This is a genomic window from Neobacillus nitrireducens (assembly GCF_030915405.1).
Taxonomy (GTDB): Bacteria; Bacillota; Bacilli; order Bacillales; family Cytobacillaceae; genus Neobacillus.
In genome coordinates, this window is the sequence record NZ_CP133262.1 from 888709 (window position 1) to 914232 (window position 25524).

The 25524-nt window shown below is 35.5% G+C and carries 29 protein-coding genes; 5 read left to right on the forward strand and 24 right to left on the reverse strand.

Going from position 1 to position 25524, the window contains the following annotated elements; genetic code table 11:
• The first annotated feature begins 43 nt into the window (after window positions 1-43).
• On the forward strand, window positions 44-376 hold the full coding sequence (locus tag RCG22_RS04280; RefSeq protein ID WP_308105874.1) for a helix-turn-helix domain-containing protein: 333 nt from the start codon (window positions 44-46) through the stop codon (window positions 374-376).
• A gap of 56 nt (window positions 377-432) precedes the next feature.
• On the opposite strand, the gene RCG22_RS04285 is transcribed toward RCG22_RS04280, so the two are convergent.
• The 3 genes from RCG22_RS04285 to pssA all read right to left on the reverse strand — a co-directional run bounded on the left by RCG22_RS04285 (window position 433) and on the right by pssA (window position 3343).
• Window positions 433-1080, reverse strand: a complete 648-nt coding sequence (locus tag RCG22_RS04285; RefSeq protein WP_308105875.1) for a phosphatase PAP2 family protein — start codon at window positions 1078-1080, stop codon at window positions 433-435.
• A gap of 298 nt (window positions 1081-1378) precedes the next feature.
• Window positions 1379-2656, reverse strand: a complete 1278-nt coding sequence (locus tag RCG22_RS04290) for a DedA family protein (protein WP_308105876.1) — start codon at window positions 2654-2656, stop codon at window positions 1379-1381.
• A 195-nt stretch (window positions 2657-2851) separates the two neighbouring features.
• On the reverse strand, window positions 2852-3343 hold the full coding sequence (gene pssA / locus RCG22_RS04295; protein WP_308105877.1) for a CDP-diacylglycerol--serine O-phosphatidyltransferase: 492 nt from the start codon (window positions 3341-3343) through the stop codon (window positions 2852-2854).
• A 231-nt stretch (window positions 3344-3574) separates the two neighbouring features.
• Here pssA and RCG22_RS04300 point away from each other — a divergent pair, with 231 nt between their 5' ends.
• The gene (locus RCG22_RS04300; protein WP_308107087.1) at window positions 3575-3862 is read left to right on the forward strand and encodes an efflux RND transporter permease subunit; all 288 of its coding nucleotides are present in this window, start codon (window positions 3575-3577) and stop codon (window positions 3860-3862) included.
• 217 nt (window positions 3863-4079) lie between these two features.
• Window positions 4080-4697, forward strand: coding sequence for a TetR/AcrR family transcriptional regulator (locus RCG22_RS04305; RefSeq protein ID WP_308105878.1), 618 nt, complete (start codon window positions 4080-4082; stop codon window positions 4695-4697).
• 46 nt (window positions 4698-4743) lie between these two features.
• Here the strand turns inward: RCG22_RS04305 and RCG22_RS04310 are convergent, their stop codons facing one another.
• The 9 genes from RCG22_RS04310 to RCG22_RS04350 all read right to left on the reverse strand — a co-directional run bounded on the left by RCG22_RS04310 (window position 4744) and on the right by RCG22_RS04350 (window position 13545).
• Window positions 4744-5199, reverse strand: a complete 456-nt coding sequence (locus RCG22_RS04310) for a CBO0543 family protein (protein ID WP_308105879.1) — start codon at window positions 5197-5199, stop codon at window positions 4744-4746.
• Window positions 5200-5287: 88 nt separating this feature from the next.
• Entirely contained in the window at window positions 5288-5986 is a 699-nt protein-coding gene (locus tag RCG22_RS04315; RefSeq protein ID WP_308105880.1) for a CBO0543 family protein, read from the reverse strand.
• Between the two features lie 6 nt (window positions 5987-5992).
• A complete protein-coding gene (locus RCG22_RS04320; protein WP_308105881.1) occupies window positions 5993-6787 on the reverse strand; it encodes an XdhC family protein in 795 nt (264 codons plus the stop codon).
• A gap of 27 nt (window positions 6788-6814) precedes the next feature.
• Window positions 6815-7690 (reverse strand): FAD binding domain-containing protein, encoded by an 876-nt coding sequence (locus RCG22_RS04325; RefSeq protein WP_308105882.1) that lies wholly within the window; start codon window positions 7688-7690, stop codon window positions 6815-6817.
• The gene (locus tag RCG22_RS04330) at window positions 7684-8151 is read right to left on the reverse strand and encodes a (2Fe-2S)-binding protein (protein WP_308105883.1); all 468 of its coding nucleotides are present in this window, start codon (window positions 8149-8151) and stop codon (window positions 7684-7686) included. The genes RCG22_RS04325 and RCG22_RS04330 overlap by 7 nt, the downstream gene beginning before the upstream one ends.
• Entirely contained in the window at window positions 8148-10310 is a 2163-nt protein-coding gene (locus RCG22_RS04335; protein WP_308105884.1) for a xanthine dehydrogenase family protein molybdopterin-binding subunit, read from the reverse strand. The genes RCG22_RS04330 and RCG22_RS04335 overlap by 4 nt, the downstream gene beginning before the upstream one ends.
• A 490-nt stretch (window positions 10311-10800) precedes the next feature.
• The gene (locus RCG22_RS04340) at window positions 10801-11769 is read right to left on the reverse strand and encodes a ring-cleaving dioxygenase (RefSeq protein WP_308105885.1); all 969 of its coding nucleotides are present in this window, start codon (window positions 11767-11769) and stop codon (window positions 10801-10803) included.
• 98 nt (window positions 11770-11867) lie between these two features.
• Window positions 11868-12266, reverse strand: a complete 399-nt coding sequence (locus RCG22_RS04345; protein WP_308105886.1) for a DoxX family protein — start codon at window positions 12264-12266, stop codon at window positions 11868-11870.
• Between the two features lie 292 nt (window positions 12267-12558).
• Entirely contained in the window at window positions 12559-13545 is a 987-nt protein-coding gene (locus tag RCG22_RS04350) for an aldo/keto reductase (RefSeq protein WP_308105887.1), read from the reverse strand.
• Window positions 13546-13742: 197 nt separating this feature from the next.
• On the opposite strand from RCG22_RS04350, the gene RCG22_RS04355 reads away from it, so the two are divergent.
• Window positions 13743-14633, forward strand: coding sequence for an AraC family transcriptional regulator (locus RCG22_RS04355; protein ID WP_308105888.1), 891 nt, complete (start codon window positions 13743-13745; stop codon window positions 14631-14633).
• Window positions 14634-15007: 374 nt separating this feature from the next.
• Here the strand turns inward: RCG22_RS04355 and RCG22_RS04360 are convergent, their stop codons facing one another.
• Together RCG22_RS04360 and RCG22_RS04365 are read right to left on the reverse strand one after the other, a co-directional pair.
• Window positions 15008-16171, reverse strand: coding sequence for a DUF5050 domain-containing protein (locus RCG22_RS04360; protein WP_308105889.1), 1164 nt, complete (start codon window positions 16169-16171; stop codon window positions 15008-15010).
• Window positions 16172-16293: 122 nt separating this feature from the next.
• Window positions 16294-17343 carry a DUF3231 family protein gene (locus RCG22_RS04365; protein WP_308105890.1) on the reverse strand — a complete coding sequence of 350 codons (1050 nt, stop codon included), beginning with the start codon at window positions 17341-17343 and terminating at the stop codon, window positions 16294-16296.
• Between the two features lie 190 nt (window positions 17344-17533).
• Here RCG22_RS04365 and RCG22_RS04370 point away from each other — a divergent pair, with 190 nt between their 5' ends.
• The gene (locus tag RCG22_RS04370; protein ID WP_308105891.1) at window positions 17534-18613 is read left to right on the forward strand and encodes an NAD(P)H-dependent flavin oxidoreductase; all 1080 of its coding nucleotides are present in this window, start codon (window positions 17534-17536) and stop codon (window positions 18611-18613) included.
• Between the two features lie 92 nt (window positions 18614-18705).
• Here the strand turns inward: RCG22_RS04370 and RCG22_RS04375 are convergent, their stop codons facing one another.
• The 10 genes from RCG22_RS04375 to RCG22_RS04420 form a co-directional block, all read right to left on the reverse strand.
• Window positions 18706-19203, reverse strand: a complete 498-nt coding sequence (locus RCG22_RS04375) for a GNAT family N-acetyltransferase (RefSeq protein WP_308105892.1) — start codon at window positions 19201-19203, stop codon at window positions 18706-18708.
• A gap of 94 nt (window positions 19204-19297) precedes the next feature.
• Window positions 19298-19924, reverse strand: coding sequence for a class I SAM-dependent methyltransferase (locus RCG22_RS04380; protein ID WP_308105893.1), 627 nt, complete (start codon window positions 19922-19924; stop codon window positions 19298-19300).
• A 169-nt stretch (window positions 19925-20093) separates the two neighbouring features.
• On the reverse strand, window positions 20094-20561 hold the full coding sequence (locus RCG22_RS04385) for a CBO0543 family protein (protein ID WP_308105894.1): 468 nt from the start codon (window positions 20559-20561) through the stop codon (window positions 20094-20096).
• Complete coding sequence (locus RCG22_RS04390) at window positions 20558-21049, reverse strand: CBO0543 family protein (RefSeq protein ID WP_308105895.1); 492 nt, start codon at window positions 21047-21049, stop codon at window positions 20558-20560. The genes RCG22_RS04385 and RCG22_RS04390 overlap by 4 nt, the downstream gene beginning before the upstream one ends.
• 93 nt (window positions 21050-21142) lie before the next feature.
• Complete coding sequence (locus RCG22_RS04395; RefSeq protein ID WP_308105896.1) at window positions 21143-21631, reverse strand: CBO0543 family protein; 489 nt, start codon at window positions 21629-21631, stop codon at window positions 21143-21145.
• A gap of 222 nt (window positions 21632-21853) precedes the next feature.
• Complete coding sequence (locus tag RCG22_RS04400; RefSeq protein ID WP_308105897.1) at window positions 21854-22141, reverse strand: hypothetical protein; 288 nt, start codon at window positions 22139-22141, stop codon at window positions 21854-21856.
• Between the two features lie 14 nt (window positions 22142-22155).
• On the reverse strand, window positions 22156-23409 hold the full coding sequence (locus tag RCG22_RS04405) for a hypothetical protein (RefSeq protein WP_308105898.1): 1254 nt from the start codon (window positions 23407-23409) through the stop codon (window positions 22156-22158).
• A 306-nt stretch (window positions 23410-23715) separates the two neighbouring features.
• The gene (locus RCG22_RS04410) at window positions 23716-24300 is read right to left on the reverse strand and encodes a nucleotidyltransferase family protein (protein WP_308105899.1); all 585 of its coding nucleotides are present in this window, start codon (window positions 24298-24300) and stop codon (window positions 23716-23718) included.
• A gap of 440 nt (window positions 24301-24740) precedes the next feature.
• Entirely contained in the window at window positions 24741-25067 is a 327-nt protein-coding gene (locus RCG22_RS04415) for a hypothetical protein (RefSeq protein WP_308105900.1), read from the reverse strand.
• A gap of 198 nt (window positions 25068-25265) precedes the next feature.
• Entirely contained in the window at window positions 25266-25469 is a 204-nt protein-coding gene (locus RCG22_RS04420; protein WP_308107088.1) for a hypothetical protein, read from the reverse strand.
• Window positions 25470-25524: the final 55 nt, after the last annotated feature.

The following is a 25524-nucleotide window of genomic DNA, read 5'->3' on the forward strand; positions in this document are numbered from 1 at the left end:
AAATAGTTATATAATGGAAATATATACAAAAGGGGGCTGGAGATTGAAAAATAACCTAAATACGTTATCAATTTTTTGTTTAGCTATAAGTATCGTTATTGGAAGTTGGTTAATATCAAATAGTATAAGTAAGAACAGGCTGTCTGTTCCAACTCAAACTTCGTCACAATCAACAAATAAATTATTTACAGAATCTGAATTAGCAACCTATTTAGGGTTGAGTCTTGATGAGGTTAAGAAATTAGGGCCAATATCTGATTCCCAAGGTGGTTTTGAAGGTGTTCTCCCTTATTTAGTAATCGGGAAAAAGGTCTATTATTCAAAAGCATCAGTTGACAAATGGCTAATAAATAACCAAGGATATGGGGTACAATAAGACCAATTTAAATTGGTCTTTTTTTATGATTATTATTCGATTTATTTCACAGGGGGTCACCCTTTTAAATATCGTTTTTCTTTATAGTATTGGAAAAACCAAATGGCAATGGCTAACCAGAATCCACTTGCTAAGTAACCGCCAATAATATCGCTGGGATAATGAACACCTAAATAGATGCGGCTAATTCCAATAGCTAGAATCATCACAGTACTTATGCAGATTAACAGACTCCTTCCCCACTTACCTGGAATATGACGCCAAAGCAAGAAAGAAATGATCACATAAACAGTAAAAGCATTCATGGCATGGCCGCTTGGGAAACTGTACCCAGAAATATCAATCAGACGATGGAAATTGGGACGGAATCTATGAAAAACCTGTTTCAAAATTTGGTTTAAAACGGCTGAGCCAATAATGGCTGAAATAAGCAAAATTAATTCTAACCGATGATGCAATACCTTATAAAGAATGATGATTAAAAGGATAATTAGGACGATTACAACCGGCGCCGAACCAACAAAAGTGAAAAATTTCATCACTTTTGTTAACAATGGCGATTCGAGTCCTTGGATGGCCGCTATGATATCGCGATCAAAATCGATAATTTTATGATCACTTATGAACAACGATGTAAGGGCGAATCCGACCACGCAGATTAAACTAATGATGAATGCAATCAATAGATGGATTTTTAGATTCATAAAATGGTCCTCTCAAGCAATTTGTAAATGAGTCTGTCGATCATAGTGTGAAAAGTAGCAATCCCAATAAGAATAGCAAACATGAGAGGAGCATTCCAGTAGCCCATGATCAGACCGTCTGAAGCCTGAAAGGTTGATATCCCCTTTCCGATAAAGCCCTCTCCTCCACCAACTCCAATAAATTTTACATCCTAATAGTAAACTAGCAAACTTACGACAGAATGAATAAACTTGGCAAACAACATACGAGCAATCCCCGACAAAACTTCCTTCTTCTCTTTTATATGCAAATTTCAATTCAATCCTTTGCGATTACAAGTCTTAACATTTCAAACAACAAGAAGTTAAATAATATCCAGACACCGCCATATACATATCCCCCCACAATATCACTCGGAAGTATGTTTGAAGATGCAATAGTTACAATCGCTAGTCCTAATAATAGGACTAAGCCAAATAATGGACCAACGATAGCTAGATAATTTTTGGTCGTATGACGAACAAGCAAAAATAAACATGCTCCATAAATAGTGATCAAAATGGTAGCATTAAAATCAGGAAAATTTTCAGAATGGAATTTCCCAACAAATCCAAAGGATTGAAGATAAGCAAATACTTTCAACACCGTATCATGAAAAGGTTTGGCTCCCGCTATTGAAACTGTAAGTAAAAGATATTCAAGCCTTCTGTTACGTCCTTTGCTCCATATTCGGATGATCGTTACTGCTATTATGGAACCTAGTGCAATTATGGATTGAAATACGATGAATCCCTTCATCCAATTCCTATAAATAGCTGAATGAATGATGTATTCAGTAACTTCATTAAACTGGGAAAACTCATTATATAAATAGTCTTGTGCCATTCCCAACATCAATGTGACCATACCAATTAAAAATAAAGTAAGGATCGTTAGAAAAATTTCAGTTGCTCTAATCGTCTTAAGACGCTGTATCAAGCGTTGTAACAAATGTATAAAAAATGCCTTGATTTGAACTTTATAGTACCGATAGACAAAATAACCTATGATCAATAAAGCAAAAACAATCATGAAAACGATAAAATATTTACTAGCTGCTTGATGGAAACTCTCCCATTGTGGGCCCAATACTTTCCCCAACGTTATAAAACAAACTCCCCATAAAAAAGCACCTGTATACGCAGGAAGGATAAATCTTCGAAAAGGCATTCTAGATATTCCGGAAATATAACCAGTAAAATGCCTAATACCTGGTATGAAATAAGCAAAAACAAGCATTTTACTGCCTGAACGTTCAAACCAAGCGGCTGTTTTTTTATATCTTTCCGGACCCATGTGAATAAACTTTCCGTATTTTTCAATAAGTTTATATCCTCCAGCTTTCCCAAACCAATAAGTTACGGTAATTCCTGCACCGGCTGAAAGAAAGACTGTTAAAAGTGCTAAAATATAATTCATTTTTCCTTGATAGACATAGTATCCGGCGTAGCTCATTAAAAACTCACCGGAAATGGGAAGTGCCATGAGTTCAAGAAAAATCCCGATAAATAATATGAGATAACTATGCTGTTCAAATAAAGTGATTATATATGACATATAAATGCCCCCATTTTTTATAAAAAGAAAACTCTAAAATTTAGAATCCCTCACTTTAGACCTACTTACAATGTAACATGATAAATGAAAACATTTTCTAAATTAATGAATTCTTAATCATGTATTAAGGGAAACAAAAGGTTATGAAAAAAAGCTATACCAATATGAAAGGTAAATAGCTTTTAACAAAATAAATTAAAGTTTTTTTACTCTAATTGGACTTACCATTAGAAGTGCGAGTATTAACGTTATCCACGCATTGCTATATGAAAAGAATCCCATTCCTGCCAAAGGTAACCCGGCAGCTGGAATAGGTAACCCACTAAAATACCCAATCGTTGGTTTAACATTGAACTTAGCTAATCTTAATGCTCCCATTGTTGGGAATAGAATAAATGCCAAAGAGGTTAGAATCGAAGGAGCTGCTATTGTATGAAATAAAAGTGCAGGTGCCACTCCAAAACTAACAATATCAGCTAAGGAATCCAATTGGACTCCAAATGCACTGTTCACTTTTAATTTTCTGGCCACCCTTCCATCCACAAGGTCAAAAACTGCTGAAAATAATATTAAAATGGCAGACACCTCTAAAAGACCACTCATATTACAAGTAATTGAAAGAACACCGCACAATAGATTTCCAATCGTAAATAAATTGGGTACGGCCCTTGCTATCGTATTAAACAAGTTACTCCCACCTGACATTTAAGATTTCCCTCTTTATATAACATACCCACACAATCTTATGAAATAGCACCATTTGTAAATTAATTAACCATATTAATGAAATCTTAATGTTTTATTAAGGGAACCTAAAAGATTGTTTTATATACTTTAACTGCCCAATACAATTTCAGTACAAATTTTAAATTCATAATAGAAAACTATTATGTTATTTGGGTTTAGAAATATAAACAGATTGGTAAGGAAGGAATTCCTGATAAAGAAGCTGTATTAAATGGCAGTCTTTCAAGGATTCGCCCTATCTTAATGACTGCTGCAGCAACAGTCCTTACGTTGTTACCACTTGCTTTTTCACACAATGCCGATACAGTCATTTCTCAAACGCTTGGTATTGTCGTCATTGGCGGAATGGTCACATCAACAATCAACAGCTTTATTATCATTCCAATTATTTATGAATGGCTGCATAGAAAGTCTGCAACGAAAAACGTGAATATTTCTAGTCAAAAAAGTGTTAACTAATGATAGTTAAGCAAAACAAGGCATCCTATTTATATAGGTGCCTTGTTTATTGTTATCCTTATAATGTTTGATTTTGAACATGTTTTATCCTCCCTGATTTTTTGATATAATAATAAACAACCTGTTGTTTATTATATTTTAGATGTTATTATTAATTCTATTTATGTTCAATAATCAAAATGGCAGATGTGTTGGATAAAATGAAGGAGGAAGGAATTTGCGAGATCATCATACGGATTTACGGATCATTCGGACAAAAGAATCCATCCGAGAAGCATTAGTAGAATTAATCGATGAAAAAGGTTTCGAAGCAATTACTGTAAAAGACATAACAACTAGAGCAAAAATTAATAGGGGTACATTTTATTCCCATTATCAAGATAAATTTGATTTAATGACAAAATGCGAAGAAGAAATCATGCTTGAAATGTCCAGAATCGCAAAACAGAACTTTCCAGGTGTTATCTCCGCACTGGGAACCAACTCCCCGACTTTAGCACCACTTCCCCTCGTAGTTACAATATTTGAGTATTTAAATGAAAATAGTGGATTTATGAAAGCCGTGTTAGGTCCAAAAGGTGATATATCATTTCAAACAAGACTGAAGAATTTTATGTGGAAAACACTATACGGAAATGATGTAAACGCAATTATCAAGGAGGAAAATATACTTGTACCAGGACAATATTTAGTTTCCTATATTGCGTCTGCACATATAGGGGTTATTCAGCAATGGTTGAATAGTGGCATGAAAGAAGCTCCTCAAGAAATGGCTCGTATCCTATCGATCATAACAGTTAATGGTCCCTTCTTTGCTGCAGGGTTAAAAAAATAAATTAGTAAAAGGGACAGTACCTAAAAAAACAGGGATTGTCCCTTTCTTATTTATTCCTGTTTATCAATTGCATAAGGAGACGGATAAAAATCATTAGAAGAAAGGTGCTTATAAATGTGTATTTCCAGGTCCATGTATGGTATTTAATTAATTCGGTATATCTTTCAAATAAAAACTCAATTATCGTTAAAACAGTGGTGTACAAAATACATTGTAGAACAATGTTGAAATATCTTGAATGATAAGTGGTTTGATAAAAGTAAATACAAACAACCGGAAATAAAAGATATTCATAAAGAAGGCTGGAACTATAATAGTTACTTAAAAATCTCACTGGATATTCGAGCATTTTCTTATCTACAACAAGAACACCCAAAAACGTTGTAAAACAAGCGGACAATGAAAAAATTAAAATCCAATCTTTGATTGGTGGCTTTCTTAAACTAGAAAACAATAGGGTGATACCGATTATGAGCAGTGACCACAATATTATTCTATCCATTGATAAAACAAACCCCTATCTTTTTCATAATGTGCATCTGCTAATTTAGCATAAAAAATTCCAACATCTTTATTAACCTTATTTTATTCTATTTATGTTCTAACCAGCGAATGAATTTTAAATTTCCTATTAACAATGCGTATAAAAAAGGATAAGAAATAGCAGATAACCACATATTCCAATTCTTATGATGTAAGAATCCACTTTCTAGACATAACCATTCGTAAAAGATGGAAAAAACAGACCAACATATTATGTAATAAAACCTTTTAGTTATTGGACGGTTGAAGGGATACCAATTAAGAATAAGCATAGTTGCAGCAGGGTATATCCCCAAAATAACAAGTAAAGATTTAGCCTCTATAAAATAAGGATTGAAAAAATAATACAAATCATATTTATCCGTATACCGATCAGCTATCTCGGTAGTAAATAAGCCCCAAAAAATACTGGCGTAATATTCAATAGGTGGTAAATTTTTTTTCATTAGGAAAGCAGCCAGGTTAAACACAACAATGGATACATAAAGAAACCACATAGAATACATCCCAATCTTAAAGACAAAAGTAAGTTCTTTTCTAGGATATACATCTTGGAATTTTTTTATAAAAAGTTGCCATGGAACATTGGTGCTTGTTTCACAAACCGACTTCGTTCGTACAAAAAAAGACCGCCGAAACGGTCCACCTCTTAAACTCATATACAAATTGGCACTCATTTTGCTTACATTTTTACGATAGAAAACGGAACCCCTTACACTCATAATGGCTATTTCCCGACTCATCATTTGTGCTTATCTACTAAATTGCTTCACTTTCTTATGCTTTTTTTCCTTGCTAACTTTGATGATTTCCCCAATAATACTGATAGCAATCTCTTGTGTGGTTTCCGCACTCATTTCCAGTCCGATTGGGGAATAGACCTGTTCCAACTGTTCTTGTGTGACTCCTTCACTTTTTAATTTTCCAAAAATAGTTATGACCTTGCGTTTGCTAGCAACCATCCCTACATAGGCAATCGGAAATTGCAGGACTGTTTTTAAGACCCTATCATCCCCATCTTTAGTAACGACCACTACATATGACTTTTCATTTAGATTGGCTGCAAGTAAGGCTTCTTCAATATCTTCGTTCACAAACAGGTTCGTCGCATTCGGAAAGCGTTCCTTCGTACAATAATCCATGCGGTCATCGACAACACAATAAGGGTATTCAAGGGAATCAGCGAGCATTGATAACGCAAAGGCTAAATGACCAGCCCCAGCCAAAACGAGCTCCGGCCTGCTTGTATAGACCTCAATAAACACCCGCAATGTGCCCCCACAACTCATTTGAATTCCATCTTTAGCATGTCTATTCAATTTGTATTCAACGATTTTCGATTGACCGATTTGGAGAGCTTTAACACTTTCTTCGATGATGTAATGTTCAGCTAGCCCACCACCGACTGTTCCTTCAATCGTACCATCACGGTATACAATCATCTTTCCAACATGCCTGGGAGTTGAGCCCTTTGATTCAATGATCATCGCTAAGGCAAAGGTTTCGTTTTGACGGTTCAGTATGGCCACTTTTTCCATCAGTAGCATGAATTAGCTCCCCCTTTTTTGAAAAGGTTAATTCGCATGATATTGTTTTTTGCTAAGAAAATAACATAACAGATTTAAGGCTACGGTTTTTCGATATACAGCAGTTGAGCGCTGATCGTCAATTGGTCGAATGATTTGTTCAAAGGCAGCCACAACCTGAGCGATGTCTGAATTGGCTAATGGAATGGTTTTCCCAACTAGCTTTTTCTCAATATCAATGGAACGAACCATCGTTGGTCCGACGGCACCGAAGGCAAAGCGCACATCTTCAATTCGAGCACCATTGATCCGGATATATCCTGCAAACCCTACTTTGGCAATGGCATCTGCGTTACGGTTGCCGACTTTTTCAAAAACAATATGAGCACCTTCTTCTACTACTTCGGACGGCAGGATAATCTCAGCTAGGATTTCATTTTGATAACGCTGGACCCGTCGTGGTCCTTGAATAAAATCGCTAATCTCAACCAGTCGATCACCATTTTCGGAGCGCAGCAAAAGCTTTGCATTGTATACATACAATAATGGCAGTGTATCCCCGGCCGGCGAAGCGTTGCAAATATTCCCACCTAATGTCCCTCTGTTTCTAATGGCCGGGGCCGCAATGGTTTTAATGGCGTTCTTTAAGGGAACCGGGATTAGTGGATGTTCAAGTAATTCACTATAGGTGCAGCAAGCCCCGATGTGAAGATCCTTCTGATTTTGATACACCCTCTTTAATTCGGAAAGATGATCAATAAAAACAAGTGGTTTTGGGAGTTCCAGAGGTACGCCCCTTCCACTTTTATGAAGAACCATGACATCGGTACCGCCGGCCATGATTATACAGTCTTCTCGATTCAGTTGGCGCAACGTTTGGTCTAGGCGATCAAAGCGATAGGTAGCCGTTATTTTCTCTACCATAAGCCGTCACCTTTTTTAGCTGCCTGGTTGATCGCTTCCACAATCATATTGTAGCCCGTACATCGGCACAGATTTCCGGAAATCCCTTCACGTATATCAGCCTCTGACGGATGTGGATTCTTCGATAATAATGCTGCACTTGCCATAATCATCCCAGGGATACAATAGCCGCATTGCACTCCTCCAGCATTGGAATAGCTCTCATCTAAAATCTTAAATTGTTCCGTTTCAAGTATTCCTTCGATCGTTTGAATATTGCAACCAGCAATCGAGCCAATCGGAATCAGGCAGCTGTTTTGCAAGAGGTTATTTACAAAAACACTGCATGCCCCGCACTCCCCTTCACCACAGCCCTCTTTTGTTCCGATTAACTCCAACTCATCTCTTAATAAGTCTAGTAATCTTGAGGTAGGAGGGGCATTCGTTTCTACCGTTTTTCCATTGAGTATGAATTTAATCAACCCTCTTCACCTTCTTTCATCCAAAGACTTTCAATAATGACTTCCGGTGTGATTGGAATTTGCTGAAAAGTAGTTTGCAGTGCATCCTCGATCGCAGCCTGAACTGCAGGTGCGCCGCCGATTAACGTCAATTCACCTGCACCCTTCGCCCCGTATGGACCATCAGCATAGGGGTTATCAAAGACCTTGCTTTCGATGGGAACGACGTCCAATGATGTAGGCGGACCATAATCCGAGATGCTTTTTTGTTGGATCTTCCCTTGCTTTGACGTCATCTTTTCTAAATAACCGTACGCTAAGCCTTGAGCCAAACCGCCGTCAATTTGGCCTTTCATAATCCGATCATCAATGACCTTCCCCACTTCATAATTGCCGTATACTTTTTCCAACTTTACATTGCCAGTTATCGTATCCACTTCCAACTCCACAATATTCACACCCCATGAATAAGCCGGGTAAGCATCCCCAGTGAAGGTTTTTTCGTCCCAAGGAATCATTTCACGGTGAACATAGTGCTCCACAACTTCCTGTTCCACCCCTAATTGCCACTTAGTCTTCAATTTTTTTGCAGCCCGTTCCAGCAATTTCCCAACAATCATCGTCGTCCTCGAGGCTACGGTTGGACCGGAGTCGGGAACCTCTTTTGTATCGGGATACGGGTACAGGACATCTTCATACGGGAGGTCGAGTTCTTTGGCAACAATTTTACATAGTGTCGTCAAAATGCCTTGTCCCATATCAGAATTTGAGATTTTTAGCATAACTTTGTCGTCTTTTGATTTAACTAGCTTCACTGTTGCTTTAATATGGTCTCGTTCGCCACTGCCAGTAAATCCACAGCCATGGAGGAACAGCGAAGTTCCGATGCCTTTTTTATAACGCTGATTTTGTTGATTGAAACGGTGAAACTCCTGTTTTTTCCTTTTGTATTCTGAGGTCTTGATGAGGTCCTCAACCATATCCTCTACTAATATTGGATCACGGAATATTCCTTTAGTAATGGTGGGGTCTCCTTGTTTAACGAGGTATTTTCGTTTATATTCAAGTGGCTCGATGTTTGTTAGTTTACTAAGATGTCCGAGATGGCTTTCAATTCCAGCAAAGCTTTGCGGAGCACCAAATCCTCTAAAGGCGCCATTCGGAACGGTATTGGTTTTTAACACATATCCTTTTGCATGAAAATGAGGAATTTTATACACACCGGCACTGTTTATTAAGGCACGTTGCAGCACGACAGAGCTCAAACCCACATTCGCTCCGCCATCGAGATAGATCTCAACAGTCAGACTCAATATATTTCCTTCCTTATCTAGAGCCGTTCGATAGTTGAGTTTGGCCGGATGCCTTTTCGTGGTAACCAGCATATCCTCCGAACGGTCAAACACGAGCATCACCGACTTTTTGACTGCTTTTGCCGCAACGGCTACGTGACAAGCCATCATCGACGGAAACTCTTCTTTGCCGCCAAAGCCTCCACCGGTAGGACTTTGTACCACTCTGACATCATCGTCACCACAGGCTAAAGCACTTACCAAAGCATTTTTTATATAATAAAGACATTGCATCGATCCCTGGATTTCAATTTCATCATCTTTATAAATGGCGAGCATTCCTTGTGGCTCAAGGTAGACATGCTCCTGATAACCCGTATCATATTCTTCTTCGATAATCTGATGGGCTCGCTGCTCGATTGATGATATAAGATCTAAGCTTTCTCCAAACTCATAGCTGGCCATAATGACCTCGGCTGCAGATTTTTGTTTGATCGCTTCCCCCAACGTATAGATAGCCGGATGTTCCTCAATATTAACCTTCACTTCCTTTAACAAACTGTAAAGGATACTCAGGTCTTTTCCCACGAGCATAAGAATCGGTTCACCAATATAATTGACCCATTCATTGGCAAAGATGGGCTGATCTTCTTTGATAATTTTGACATAATTCGGACCTGGTATATCCTCTGCTCCAACCGCTTCATATCCTTCCGGAAGGTCTGGTAATTGGATGGAAATGATTTTCCCATAAGCAATGGGCGACCGAACCAAAACACCATACACCATATTTTCCACTTTCACGTCGCTAATATAGGGCAGCTGGCCCGATACTTTACCTGAATGATCCTTTTTGGGCACTGAGGTACTAATGTCTTTGAGACTCATTGCAACAACACCCTTCGACTCATTTTTTTCAAGGGGACATTTGATGAAAATAAACCTCTTCCTACATTTTTATATAGGAGAATGATATTTTATGAGTCATTTTGATTAAAGAAATTTCGTAGTATTTAATTATATTTAAATTTAGGGGAACTTTACCTATAGAAAGAAGACACAGAATAAAAGCCTAGAAAAAAAATAAGGACTAACCTAATGGATTAGTCCTTGTGAGAAGTAATTAGTTATTATCAAGTTTTTCTTGGAAATAACTCCAAGCTGCAATTGACCAAGCAGAAATTACTTCACCAACAAAAGATAGCAGTCCGACAACAAAATCCAATGTTATCAACTCCTTCAGATTCATTGTCGCATATTTCGTTGATTCATTCCATAAGTTCCCATTTCTTTGATTAAAATAGTTTCATCAGGAGTCCGAGTTAATGTTGTAGGGAGTTTAATTTATCCATTCCGCAACTGCTACCTCGCAGGGAACTTAATTTAAATACAATGGTCGTAATTTTTCTTCAATCTCTTTTCGATTTGGTTCCAAAAATGGTGGAAGTGCTAGTTTTTCCCCCATTGTTTCCATTGGTTCATCTGTCGCAAATCCTGGTGTATCCGTTGATAATTCAAATAAGATCCCATTGGGCTCCCTGAAATATAATGCCTTGAAGTAATAGCGTTCCACTTTCCCTGAATTCGGTAATCTGTATTCTTTCAAACGCTCCGCCCATAGATCATATTCACTCTCATTCGGAACACGGAAGGCAACATGGTGAACACCTCCACGACCTAAACGGATTCTTGGCAAATCAGGTCTTGTTTCAATATGAACTTCCGCACCGCTGCCGCCTTCTCCAGTTGCATAAATCAATAGATCCGGATAATCCCCTTCAAGTGAAGGATAAGAACCGGCAAATCGAAAACCCATAACATCTGTTAAAACACCAATCGTTGGTTCTGCAATGGCGACTGTAAGGGTTACAGGTCCTAAACCAATAATGGCATGTTCCAGTGGAATATCATCCTTCTTCCAAGCGATTCCAGATCTCACACCTTTTTCACCGTTATCGGCTACCAGTATTAAACGAGTCCCCTCGAAATCTCTAAAAGCCATTGTCTCTCGATTTGCTCTTTTTTGAATATCATCATGTTCAACCCCAAACTGGTTAAAACGTTCTTTCCAAAATAACAATGAATCCGAATTTTTAACTCTTAGTGACACAGTAGAAATATCAGAAGTTCCCCTGTGTGTTTGCCCAAGATGAGGAATGTCAAAGAACGTAACTTCAGTTCCCGGGGTTCCCTCCGCATCAGCATAGAAAAGATGATAGGATTCTGTATTATCTTGGTTAACTGTTTTCTTAACTAATCTCATTCCTAAAATTTTTGTATAAAATTCATAATTTTTTTCCGCTTTTCCTGTTAATATTGATACATGATGTAGTCCTAAAAGTTCCATCCCATTTCACTCCCATCACAATATTAGCTAAAATCATTTGTTTAAAAATTAATGTTCCCCATTTAAGGGATAAAAGGTCTCGTAAAAGACCTTAATTATTAGAATATAAATGAATCTAAGGCATATTGACCGGGACCAATCAAAGCTATACCTATAGCAACTGCAATGATAGTTAAATTGTATTCATAACCATTTGCTGTTGACCATAATCCATTTGGAGCATGGACTTTTACGATAGCCATTAACATAGTTCCTGCAATCATTATTCCTGCAAGCGGGGTTAATAGTCCTAAAGTAAACAAAAGTCCACCAATAAGTTCTGTTAACCCTGCAAATAGAGCCATAGTTACTCCCGGTTTCATACCGATGGATTCAAACCATCCACCCGTTCCTTTCAATCCATAGCCACCGAACCAACCAAACAGTTTTTGAGCACCGTGACCCACAAATAGTAAACCAATTACCAAACGAATGATTAATAAACCAATATTTATCATCTTAAAATTCCTCCTATTTTTTTATCTTGAATTCGAGATATAATTTTAAAAAAAATGTACATTTAAACTTTGTCCCTCCCTTTCTCATGAATGTCTTTCGATGTTTGCGTTTAAAATCTCGAATTAAATTATCTTGAATCTGAGATAATATTAATACTTATAAAATCATTTGTCAAGTACCTTTTATTTATTAATTACAATGCATCGAACATAGTAAGTGAAAAAGCCAATTCCTGCTTTCAGGAAAATTGGCTTTTCTTAATTTTATATTCTAACTTTCGTCACACTACAATTACTTCAATCCGAAACCGCTTATTGCATGTGGAACATATGGTCCCTCTAGAAAAGCAATTTCTTCTGGTGTTAATTTAATAGATAGAGCAGCTACCGCATTTTCAAGGTGAGACGTTTTTGTAGCACCAATAATAGGTGCCGTTACCGGTTCTTTCTGCAATAACCAAGCCAGAGCAACATGAGCACGAGCAGCTCCACGTTTTTCAGCGATTTCTGCGACGCATTCTACCACCAAACGGTCGGCGTCGGCAGTCGAATCATATTTAGCTTTCTGAACTTGGTCAGTTTCAGAACGGAAGGTAGTTTCTGACCAATCGCGTGTTAGTCTCCCAGATGCGAGTGGGCTGTAAGGAATCACACCGATATTTTCCTCTTTACAAAGAGGCATCATTTCTCTCTCTTCTTCTCGATATAAGAGATTATAATGATTCTGCATAGCAACAAACTTAGTCCATCCATTTTTCTCCGCTACATTGTTTGACTTCAGGAACTGCCATGCCATCATGGAGGAAGCTCCGATATATCTAGCTTTGCCAGACTTTACAACGTCGTACAGGGCTTCCATTGTTTCTTCAATTGGAGTATTGTAGTCCCAACGATGGATTAGATAAAGATCAATATAATCAGTACCTAATCTTTTAAGACTTTTATCAATTTCACTCATGATAGCCTTTCGTGATAGTCCACCAATGTTGGGAGCTTCATGGGTTGGGAAAAATACCTTCGTAGAGATGACGACTTCATCTCGATTTGCATAATCCTTTAAAGCTCGTCCAAGGATTTCCTCCGCTGTTCCACCTGAGTATGAATTCGCTGTATCAAAAAAGTTTATACCCAGTTCAAGTGCTTTTTTAATAATAGGACGACTTTGTTCTTCGTCAAGTACCCATTGATGAATCCATTTTTTTGCGTCACCAAAACTCATTCCACCAAGACAAAGCCTTGATACATCTAATCCTGTATTTCCGAGTTTAACGTATTCCATTTGATTCTTCCTCTCTAATATTAACCTTTAATAGCCACTTCAATTTTCTGCTATTTATAATATTACAACAAAAAATAAATGAACCTTTATCATATTCTTATCAAGTTCTTGCCTAATCTTATCAAAGTTCTTTACGAAATCGACAAGTGTCCGATAAAATAAAACTATCAAAAATGAAGGTATAAGGAGAAATAGATATGTCCGAAAACTTCAAAAAGCAACATGAACTCACTCAACTTATTTTGCGTTATTCTGAACAGGACGGTGTTCACCCTACTCTTATTCCGTCTTTATACCTCATACGTGAATCTATTATTACTGAACCGATTTCTAGAGTTAATGAACCATCCTTTTGCATAATCGTACAAGGAGAGAAGGACGTATTATTAGGGCAGAATCACTTTCGGTACGGTCCTGGTAATTATATTGTAGCATCCGTTGACTTGCCGGTTACTGGACAAGTTATGAAAGCCTCTTCGGACGCTCCATATTTGGCTCTCAAAATTGAATTTACACCAAGTCAAATCTTAGATGTATTAAGAGAAACTGAAACTCGAAATAAATTGAAAAAAAATACGAAACGAGCTATGTTCGTCTCAAAAGTAGAGCCATCCCTGTTGGATGCAGTAGTCAGATTAGCTTGCTTGCTAGACAATCCAAAACATATCCCGGTACTTGCACCGTTATTCACGAAAGAAATTCTCTATTGGATTCTTCGAGGTCCTAACGGGGAAGCGCTGGAACAAATTGCATTAGAAGGTAGCAATGCAGCTCGAATTAGAAATGTTATTGAACATATTATGAATCAATATTATGAACCTTTTAGAATTGAAGAGCTTGCCGACATAGCTAATATGAGTGTTGCTTCGTTTCATCGACATTTTAAAGAGTTAACAACTATGAGCCCGGTTCAATTTCAAAAACAACTGAGATTACAGGAAGCTAGACGGTTGTTATTAGCCGAGTCAACCGATATTGCTAATATCGCATTTCGTGTAGGATATGAAAGTCAATCTCAATTCAGTCGTGAATATTCGCGTATGTTTGGCTTTCCACCTAGAGAAGAAATAAAGCGTTTGAGGGCATAACATGACCAAAGAATAAGGTGTTAAATCTACTGTCATTAGAAGAACTGTAACTTATATTTTGTTTGCAAAAAAGTTCAAAAAATAGCGAGCAAATCGTGTATTTGCCCGCTGTTTTTTATTACATGTGTATGATATCTTTCAATTCAAACACCTTATTGTTAATGGTATATTCTGTTAGCGATTGACTCGTAGATTTTTCTTTATCTATTTTACTGATAAAATATACCCAGAAAGGAGAGGAAACCTTGATATATAAGTAAAAAGGGCAATGCGATTTCTTATGCAAAATGCACTGCTTTTATAGCTGCGGGTACTCCAAAAGAGAACGGCTTACCCTTAGCTTAATACGCTTAAGATTTTGGGGAGGTGAAACACTAATATAGAGTTTGCTTCTGTGTCCCATCTGTTTTTATTCTATAGACTATTTTCTCTGATCTTGTGTAATAAATCCATTCGTCAAAAATATTTATGTTCGTTACAAAATGTTCATTTAAAAAAGTTTTACCTGTTCCATCTAGCTTCATTTTGTAGAGGTCACCGCCAGGTACATCCACAGTGGTATAGTATATCCAACCATTGGATACGTTGAAGGTAGAAGTAGGAACATCGCTTAGTTTGATTTTATTTGATCCATCCAAAGTCATCTTATAAATTCTATTTTCATCTGCTGGATTTCTAAAATATATCCAATAGCCATTTATTTGAATATTGTAGGCACTTGTATCATTTAGTTTTGTTTTTTCCGTTCCATCAATTTTTACTTTGTATGGTTTTTGGCCATCTGATACATTTTGGTAATAAATCCAATTACCAATAAGGTTAATGGCTGAGGATTGATCGTCATTTAATTTCATACTTCCTGTACCATCTACGTTTAATTTATATAATTTAGCACCGTCCGACTGATTTGCATAGTAAAGCCAATTACCTGCAACCATAATATCGGTAGAACTATCATCCGTTAGTTTTGTCCTTTCTGTACTATCAATTTTCATTTTGTATATCTTCCCATTATCCCTGCCATTTCGATAATAAACCCATCCATTTAGGACATTAATATAGGTTGGATCATCATTGGCCATTAACGGTGTATCCATTGTCAAATCTGTTTTAATTTTAGATAAGGTTCCATATAACGCTGTACCTTGCCGTTTATTATAATAAAGCCAATCGTTTTCTTTACCAACAATACCACTGTTCAATATATTACCTGCTGTATTCCCCAGCCCCTCCATAGACAAATCTTCAGTAAGAGACAATAAATATTGATTCTCCTGGGTTAGGACATTCACACGGTTTTTCATTTCATCATAATCAGAAGATACCCTAATTACCTGATTTGCCTCATCCCATACAACCTTGGCCCCAACCCTGCTAAACTCGGCAATTGGAACATAAATATAAGGATAGGTTGCACCTGCCGGTTGAAAATTTAATACAGGATATAACCCAGTATTAATATCTACACCATTAACCAAAATAGGTCTATCTGCTGTGTACGCTGTAACAGGTTTGTATTGTAATTGCCTAACTTCCATACCTTTTTTTGAAATTGGTTCGGGAATCAATATTCTTTGGCCAATATAAATGATCGGGCTTAGTTATAAAGCACATTTCCTCCCTAATGGAATTGTGCTTTTTCTGTTGTTACAATTGTATCTTAAACCCAGTCATACGCTTTTGGCGGTGACTCGACCCAACCTTTATCAATTAAGATATTCATGCCGTCGTCTACAAATAAGCCAATGTTCATAAGAGTTCTACCATACAATAAATTTATATCCCTTCTCGCCGTTACTGCCAGGGAGTTTCCGAACGACCTTATCTTCATTGAGAACATGTCCACTTTATGGAACAGCATTATTTTATCGGAAAAAGGTGGATATGTAGAGGTTTTAACCAAATGGTCTAGGTACGACGGTGATTGAATGTGTTCAACATGCAGTTTTTCTTTATACTGCTTTACCGCTTTATCGGTCATGTCTAAACCTCGTTTAAACAAAGCCTTTATCTTTTGATCTTGAACGTTTTGATGAAACCCCGATAATAATGCCATACTTGTTACGTTATTCTCAATGTTATCCCAAAGATGTATGATTTCTAATGCCTGTAATGGCCGGACATCTCCAAAAAAACCGTTTAAGTAACTTTGTTTATCGATTTTATCAATTCCTTCTGGTGTGGGAATGAGAGGAGGTTCTGCAATAAATCTTTTTTCCATTAAAACATTATTTATTTGTCCTAAATAGACGGTTGCACATTGATTACAATATATAAAAAACTCCCTAATATCCTCTCGCATTACTAATGGAACTGCTACAGCGTATAGACTCATACCTGCCTTAGAAGCATATTTTAAATAGTGAACGTAAAATTCATCTGCGTATAAACGGGGGGCACCAAGATTTACATCATCTTTAGTAAATCCAATTGGGATAGGAAAATTTCCTTTTTTAAAAAATCTTTCTATCCTCTGAATGAAATCCGTTGATAAAGCTAAACCATTTTCCAAAAGTGTCTTAATATTTTCATCTACGCAATGATGAAGAAAATAACTTAAGATTTGTATAGACATACTGTTCCCCATATAGGTAGCCCAAAGTTTACCCATTTCAAAAGACGTTAAAGGTTGGTCCTCATCTGATATTTTTGGATTTAAATTTAGTGGTTTCATCACATTCATTGGATTTAAATCTTTATCGGTGGTCATAACTAATCTCCTTTTCCCGCACTTTCGCTTATGATAACCATTGGAAAAAGTTTTAATTCAAACAAATCTTATCTTTAAACCAATAAAACTGATAATCTAATTATAATTTATGAACCTTTTAGTATTTGAATATTCAATATACTTAAAAAGAGATATGATAGAGTTAAATTGAATAACGAGGTGTGAAATTATGTTAAATAATAATATGACAGAACTTTTGAAAATTGAGTATCCCATAATACAAGCTCCAATGGCTGGCGGAGTAACCACTTCGAAATTAGTAGCTGAGGTTTCAAATTCTGGAGGTCTCGGAATGATTGGTGCAGGCTATATGACACCCATTAAATTACGTGAACAAATTCAGGAAATAAAACAGTTAACATCAAATCCCTTTGGCATAAATCTATTTGTTCCTAACAACTTTAATGTAATAGAGAATCAAATTAAATTATCTAATCAGATCTTACACCCTATTCGTCAGGAATTAAATTTACACCAAAAAGATAGCTTGGAAATCCCTAATTTTAATGAGGTTTTTGCAATTTTTATGGAACAAATTAAAGTTGTAATGGAGGAAAATGTCCCTATTTGTTCCTTTACATTCGGTATTCCTCCTAAAGAAGTGATTGCTGAATTAAAACAAGCTAATATTCTTCTGATAGGAACCGCTACAACTGTTAGGGAAGCAGCTGAAAATGAAATAGCAGGAATCGATCTTGTTGTTGTGCAAGGTAGTGAAGCTGGTGGACATCGGGGGAACTTTATCGATGGGAATGAAGAGAGTTTAGTTGGTTTAATGTCACTAATCCCACAGGTTGTTGACAATGTAAATATTCCCGTTATTTCTGCCGGAGGAATTATGGATGGTCGAGGATTGATGGCTTCTATTTGCTTAGGTGCACAGGGTGTACAAATGGGGACGGCTTTCTTGACCTGTGTTGAAAGTGGGGCACACCAGGTTTATAAAGAAGCAATCCTTAATGCTAAAGAAGATCAAACTGTTTTAACTCGTTCATTTTCTGGCAAATGGGCAAGAGGAATTAAAAATAAATTTATTTTAGAACTGCAGAAACATGAAGAGTTTCTACCAGATTTCCCTGTTCAAAATACATTAACTCAAGAAATTAGAAAGTTTTCTGCTGCACATAATAATCAAGAGTTTATGTCACTATGGTCTGGTCAAAGTCCAAGATTAGCCAAAAATCAAACGGTTGAATCATTAATTAAAAGTATAATGGCCCAAGCGCAAAAATTAAATATAGGGATTTAACGATTTTTATAACTCAAAAATCTATATATCAAAAACAGCCAGAATAATTGATCTGGCTGTTTTCATTAATTATTCGGAAAAGGGGGCAAGAATCAATTTATCCCTTCTCTTAATTTGACCATGTTATACCAGCTTACTCCACCATGTTTGGATTCAGACATGCCATGGTTAACAAATCCAAATTTTTCATAAAAAGAAACTAATTCATTTTTACAGGTTAAAGTGATTCCTTCTCTTTCATTTTCTTCGACAAGCTTTTCCATCTTCTCAATTAAGATCTTTGCGATTCCTTGATTTCTAGCCTGTTTGGACACTGCTAATCCTAAAACACTCTGATATCCTCCGCTTTTCGGATTCTCTTTGATTTCCTTAAAAAGATTATCAGTTATGTAAGGTTGATTAATTATAGGGCCATTAATATAACCAAGTATCTCCCCTTCTTTTTCTGCCACAATAAAGGTATCATCGATCAACTGAATTCTCTCTACAAATGCTTCTTTTGTTGCAGCTTCTTCTATTGAAAAGCCTTCATTCTCAATAAATAACAGTTGTTGTAAATCTGTAGGTTGAACATTTCTTAGAGAAATCATCTTGTCTATATCCCCTTTCCTAACTGGACAAAACAATTTTTTAAAAAATAAGGACCAATTCTGAAGGATGAAGAACCGCTCCGAACATATACCTTTATATTTCTTTCTTACATTTTACAATAATAAAATTTATTGGAGGTTTATTTTTCATGTTCTTATTTGGCTCGTCTATTTCTGTGACCTCTATCAGTCCATATTTTCCAAAATCTTGTTTTATGGAGTCAGAATCATAAAAAAACATTTTTACGCCTTCCATTATCTCGAAATAGTCTTTATCCAATTGTTTGCCCTTCCCAAACATGGGGGCTTTTTTTGAAACAGTTGTAAAAATCATATATCCATTTGGCTTTAACTGATTATAGCAATTTTTAATAAACTTATCTCTATCACGATTGTTCAATAAGTGAATAAGTGCATGGCAAAATATGCCTTCATAGAGTCTATTATCAAAAGGCATGTCAGTTACTGATCCATGAAAAATACTAATATCAAGCCCATTTTGCCTCCCCAAATCAATCGCTGTTTTTGAAATCTCAATACCTGTAACATTAATTCCATTATCAATAAAAACCTTTGCATTTCTACCATATCCAATACCTGGTACCAGTATTTCCTTAACATTCCTTTCAACGAAAAAGTCCTTTGTTAGGATTGCTGAGTCTGTAGGTTCAAAGCCCCACATCGTTTGTTTTTCTATAAAACTCGATTCCCAGAATTCCACTATATCTCTATCTCCTCTATGTTTAATTTTAATTGGGATGCTATGTTTGTTGACGTTAATGTTTTTAATTAAAGACATATTGACTTTCTAAAACTATAATTGGTATTCAACTTTTTGTAAACTTGCCTCGTTAATTGCACCAAAACATATAAATCATCGCAGCTGCTCGTTAAACTAGTGCCCTTTTAAACCAAAATACAAATTTTTTTACAATATATAAAATAATTAAGCTACTGCAAACACTAGCAAACCAGTTCCATTTTTTAAAAAATATTAAAGAGCTGTATTTTTCAAATAGAAACGAATAGGTTGCAATTGCAATTGCAAAGACGAAATAATGAATAAAGATTCTTAGTTTCTTTTTTTCTATAGGATACAAAATAATAAAGAACACTCCAAATGTTGGATACACAAGATAATAAAGAGAAAAACTCATTTTTGTTGCAACATTAAATTCTCTAAATGGAAATTCAACCAACCCAATTAATAATTGGATGTATTCATAAATCCAAGTTATTGTTGAAACAAATAAAAATGTTATATGAGCAGATCTTTTACTTTCTTTTGGTATGTATTTCAACATTAAATAAATAGATATTAACCAAGAAAAAATTAAAATTTGAATTTCTTTAATCATCTAACTTCAACCTTTACCAATCTTTTTTTAAACCAGAGATAATACCTATGGTTTAAAAATAAAGAAATTATAACCGTTGATAAAGTCCAATACCATTTCCATTCGTGATATTCCACAAGAGTTGTGTACTTTTCAAGAACTACCTCACAAACAGTGAAGAACCCAGCAAATGATATGTAATATATTAGGGCACCTTTCATTTTAGCATTATTTGGATAATACAAACTAAAAAAAATCGCAACAATAGGAAAAATGAAAAATTCAAAACTGAAACTCGTTCTGTTATATTGATTTGCATTTGGAAGTAACTGAGTAGGATATTCAATCCATCCCATTTCAACTGCAAATAGACCAGCTGGCCAAGTAATTATTTGGAGAAACAAAAATAAAACACATGCATCTCTTGCTTTCTCTCTTGGCACCAATTTAAAAATGGCAAGGATGCATAAAAACGAGAATCCTATTAATATCCACCTTTCAAAACTCATTCGATTATTCTCCAAAAGATGATTAGAAGTAACTTTTATGATAATACTCCGAAGAATTGCTTCTAACTAATCTGTTTTTTCATAAGTTCGATTTTATTTTTCAGTTATACTTCGTTTACTCTTAAATTTGTCTAAGAGTTTAATTAAACCTACAAATCCCCTAATCGTAAACAAAGTAAAATTTACACTTCCAAACGTGTGTAAGGCTGTCCATTTTTTCCATTTAAATAATTTTGTATTCTTTTCCATATACCATTGACCAACACTCATAGGAACACTAAATAGTAAACTTTTCAATAACATTTTCCAAATTTTATCATTGTATGTAATCTTAACCCATACAACACTTAAAAGCGGGAAAAACAATATATCATAGATAATGTTTGTTTTAAAAATTTTCGTAAACGGGCGAACCGGATATTCCACTCTTTTTGTTCCAACAACATAAGCATCAACAAGTGTAGCAAGTACTCCTTTGGAGAAAAAAATAACGAGACTTTCTCTCATTTTTGACCCATTAAATAAAAATGGCAAGGATACTACACACAAAGCTGTAAGTAAATTTAACAGTCTTTTTTCCATAAAAAGCTCTCGTCCCTTTCAGGAATAATTTTATTATTATGTTTCCCCTACATTTATTTTCAATTCTTTGCTCTATCCTTTTTGTCACTTTTAACCATAAAAAAACTAACCGGAAGTGAAGTGGTCCCGATTAGTTTTTCTTTAATAATTATTTTTTCCGTTGATTTCAAAAACAGCCAGAATAATTATCTAGCTGTTTTAAATGAATGGAGTTTCTTTATATTATGTGAGCCAATTATAGATTTCTAATGTTGTTTTTTCTACATTACTTTGCCCATTTAAATAATATATTGGCGTTTTTATTTGACTCAATTCTTTCATGATTTTTTTATAAAAAGAATGAGCAAAAAAAGATGTATTAATAAAGACCGCATCTACTCGTTTAATCCTTGAAATATCTCGATTTTTCTCATCTACTTCAACAAATTCGACTGTAGGTAAATGCTCCCTTAATTTTATTTGCCAACTTGGAGATCCTCCAAAAATGATGATTCTCTTTGACTTAATCAAGTCGAACATGGTTTTCAAGGAGGAGTTTTTCCTTCATCATTCTTTTCTTCCTGATAAACAAAGTTTCGGAGTGTATGAACTTCAGAGGTGTAGTCATCCATCGTATTCATTTGCTGCTCTAGTTGACGTATTCTTGCCTGTGCTAGACAAAGTTCACTTGTTAATCCGTCGATTTCTCGCTGCTGTCTTTTAAAAGTAGCTTCCCATTCCCATCTCTTTCGTGATAACTTGGCTTCTTGTTCTTTTATTTGTGTTTCCTTCGATTTAACTTCAAAGTAAAAATCATATTTTGAATAGTCTAAATATAGATTTTTAGTATCGCGATAAAGGGATCCTAGACATTTAAGATACAGACAGGTAATAAAGAATAAATCTTGTTCCTCTTTAGAAATGTAATTATATTTTTGGGCATATAGTATTTCCAAAAAAACCATATCTATATCCCTTTTCGTCAATGGTATTTGTTCAGCTGCATCTAACTCATGAATTTTTAGCGTTTTCAACCAGCCACCTAAAGCTCCGATATATTTTGCAGGAGAATCTTGAAATACCCTTTGCTCTGCTTGTTCCGAAGGACAATTGGGATCATTTGTATAGATTCTTTTGAGGTTATCACTAATTAGATACTCTAGCAAAGTCCCTAACGAATTAAACCGCGGATTTTTTGGTATGTTGTATTTCTTATATAGTAAACTAATGGCTTCCTTGTGTTTTTCAATCATTTCCTTGGAAAAAATGACTTTTTGTAATTTAATCTCATTGATCGTTGTAGCTAATACATCTTGAAATGACTTCCAGGCAATATTACTCCTATTGAATGGTCTATCTTCACGAACACAAAGATACCACAAGACAACATTTTGATAAACCAGTTCGACCTCTTTTACCATTTCACTCTTTTTCCTTCTTGAAATAGTACGCATAAAATGTTCGAAATCTATATATGAATGTTGCTGTAGATATTGATAAACGAATTTATATCCCTTTTTGATGAGCTGTTCGACCTGGGCATAATCATTGTTTTGTTCGGACCAAGCTACAATCCCTGCCACTTGCCTAATTCTTTCCTCACTTTGAGTGGAGTACAAAGAAAATAACTGATTCCCTATTAATCCACTTCTTTTGTAGGCCTCATAATATTTCCATTCATTTTTACGGTAAAAAGTTTCAATGAACGGATGTAAATAGGAATTTCCACCTAATGCAATAATTAAAAATTGGTTTAACATGATTGATTCTTGCGGAAGAATCTCAATTTGATACGCCATTGTCGTTTTACCTCATTTACGGAAAATATCCTTTTTTTAAATATTAGTAGAGTGGTTAAACTAATTTCATCATGTAAACTGTGTTTAGTAAATAATACCACAATATTGTTCACAAAAACTTAACAAAACTTAACAAAACTAAACAAAACTTAACGACTTGTGATAAAACTTATTTATATTTGAGGAGGAAATCGTTACAAAAAAATATATTGTTGTTGATATACCATTTTCATTTTAGACAAAGATAAAAAGCATTCCTTATATAAAGAAATGCTCTAGTAACTTAAAACTATAAAATCCGGTATATTATCCTTTATAATATAGAATGGCTTTTTGGTAATCCTCCTGTGTATCAACATCCATTAAGATTCCCGGGTCATCTACATTTATGTATTTTTTCTCGTAACCGCCCAGGACGATACGCAAATTACTTTCTGGGCTGGTTTCGAGAATCTTCTGTTTCACTTCGCTTGATAATTTGATAGGGTGACCGCCATTATAGTTAAAGCTGGGAATTACCACGTTCCCTTTTTGCTTTGCAAGTAGATGAATCGTCTCTTTTTTTACAAGCGGACAATCTCCAGGTGTTATAAAGAAGGTTGGTTCAGTTACTTCGTTGCAGCCCCTTTGAATGGAACTAAACATTCCTAGGTTAAAGTCTTCATTTTGAACAAACTTGATCTCAAATGAATAAGCATTTTTACGGCTGAGTTTCGCCATTTCCGCTTGGATGATTTCCGCTTGAAACCCAGCCACGACGATGACTCTGCTGCATATTCCTTCAAATTTAGATACCGTATGCTCCAATATCGACAGTTGCCCTAGTGGCAACGTCATTTTATATGTATTCGCTCGGCTGGAATAGCCAGCAGCTAAGATAATTGCCTCCAATTTTATCACCTTCCACCTATCTTTCTAGTAATATGGATACCGCACTGTAAAAAAGTAACAAAGCCATCACTAGATTAAACTTACTTCTATATCTTGTTAAGAATATTTGAAACATGGAGCCAAACACGCTCCAACAAACAGTACCGGCAAAACCGACAAAAGCAAGAAATAGCGAATACATAATTAAACTAAAATTAGAATTGTAAAATGGTATGATAAAAGTTGATATATATTAGCTCGATTAAGTATGGTTATATACTATCCAAAATAAAACCCCGCTTTATAAACGGGTTTTTCTCTTTACATTCTTAATCTTGGAACAAAACGTTGTTTAACTAAACTGCTCCTGATTAAACTATTCATCTAATGCGTTTTTAAAAAATATCCTTTTTCCTGATAAAATATGTTAACTATATATGAAAAAGGGGTAAAGCTATCAATCAATGTAAGTTATGCCATCCTTTTTGTGTGATTTCTATGACTCGAATTTTCCTCACAAAATGGTCATTTATAAAAATCTCTACAGTCTTGGAATATTTGTCATGAATCACTAAATTTATACTCCATATTCCCCCCAATCCCTGTGTGCAATACATATTTTCCAGTCCGGGTTTTCTACCTTCTCTAAGAAAAATTCGAGCAGAACCAATTCCGTCTGCCGGGTAATGTACAAGTTCTTCTACTTCATCGCATGGTGTGGGCAATTGACCAATGAGTCTTACAGTTAATAAAGAGTCCACTCTAAATGCATCGGCTTCGGTAAGCATAAAACTGACTCCTTGTATAAATTTATTAGATTAACTGTAGTTATTATATGTATTATCCATGTCATGGTACCGAAGTTTAACCCGCCACAGCCACGCACCTAATTTAACTAACCTGCCCTTTCGTTCTATAAAAAAAGCCACCTAGAATGGTAGTCCTGATCTTCAACTCTTGCACCCGTAAATGCAATAAACATTGTGTTAATTTTGAATCAATCCTTTGGACATTTTTTCAAAGAGTTCCACTGGAATTGTAAATTTGGTTGTTTTTTCATTACGCACATATGTAACTATTTCTACCTGATTCCCTTTTCTTTCTACTTCTAACAATGAATTCTCACCTTTATCCCTAATTGAAACATATCGACCATTTTTCTTTTCTTTCTCTTTATATTCATAATTCATAAAACCACTCCCTGTTTTTATCATTTCTATACAGTAATTAGAAAATCCTTCCTGA